The sequence below is a fragment of the Desulforhabdus sp. TSK genome (genome assembly GCF_022836495.1).
GTDB lineage: Bacteria > Desulfobacterota > Syntrophobacteria > Syntrophobacterales > Syntrophobacteraceae > Desulforhabdus.
In genome coordinates, this window is sequence record NZ_BQXM01000089.1 from 1 (window position 1) to 1,155 (window position 1,155).

A 1,155-nucleotide genomic window follows, 5' to 3' on the forward strand; every position below is an offset into this window, starting at 1 on the left:
CTTCTCAGCCTATCTCTCCTTTAGTTTACTACAGGAGGCCATTGATCACATATTGAAGAACTTTGGAACGAAATACACAATCAACTTCTCCACCTAGAATGTTGTGAAACTTTTGCTTGGGTACTTAGTTAAATTTTTCTCTAAATGAAACTGTTCGCCACTTTTACATCTCCATGGATGAAGCAAACTGGACGGAAAATCTTGGATCTTTAAGGTGATGCAGTAATTTGTCGCCATATGGGTCAATCCCCTGATCGATCCTGGATTCAGCTTCAGGAGGATCTCATCAATCAGTTGATATTCTTCGGGGTACTCATTGTGGGCCTTTGCCTTAACTTTTCCGCCAATGCCAAAAAGGCACTCAAGGTCCCATACGACTCAATCATCGGCTTGTACGAATGTATTGGAAGATGGCCGGATTCAGCCGAGACCTATTCAGGCCGGGTGGAGATTTCACATGCCTCTGAAGGCGTCAAGGTGATTCGGGACATCAAAGGGCAGAGGGTTGAAGCGAGGGGGCAATTTGGAACTTCCACCCCTGATGAAGTGCAGGTCTTGAAGGTCAATTTCAGGCAAAACGGCATTGATTACGAAGAGACCTGCATGGTCAGTATAGATTTGGACAACTATGCCCGCATGACTTGCTACCTGTATAGCCCCAAGACAAAAGAGGTCGGTCTGGAAGCACTTTTCCCAGACCATGGACAATTGAAACGAGATTGATGGCTAACCGATGCATACTTGCTGCGGTTGCCGTGATCGCTCTTGAAATAAGGAGGTGGCCCCAGTGGAGATGACTGGTTGAATCTCCTTGAAGATCCCTACCTTCGCCGCTGAAAGAAACATGAAATGAGGTGCTGGCAAGCCATAAACAGAGGAAGTAATTGGAACATTTCACAAGAGATAAAAACCTTTTCTTCACTTTGGAGGCGACCATGACTCAAGAGAACAGATTGAGAATCCGCTTTTTCGTGGCATGTATGATGATGACCGCCTTGTTGGGCTACGTAAGCCCGGCCACCACAGATTGAGGTGTACCCCATCGTCAAGACAAGAATTGAGCATATTTAAGGTGGACACCTCCGGCCGGCAGAGATTTTTTACCAGCCCAATGGACTGGTTGGTTATAATTACAGTACCCACCCGGAGGATAGG

The 1,155-nt window shown here is 46.4% G+C and carries 1 protein-coding gene; it reads left to right on the forward strand.

The window, feature by feature from the left end; all coding sequences use genetic code 11:
* Positions 1 to 237 precede the first annotated feature (237 nt).
* Positions 238 to 723, forward strand: coding sequence for a hypothetical protein (locus MWC30_RS21595; protein ID WP_244086271.1), 486 nt, complete (start codon positions 238 to 240; stop codon positions 721 to 723).
* Positions 724 to 1,155 lie beyond the last annotated feature (432 nt).

Bases quoted from the DNA above. Each gene is read 5' to 3' on its own strand.
- MWC30_RS21595 (WP_244086271.1), top strand. From the start codon at position 238: ATGGGTCAATCCCCTGATCGATCCTGGATTCAGCTTCAGGAGGATCTC.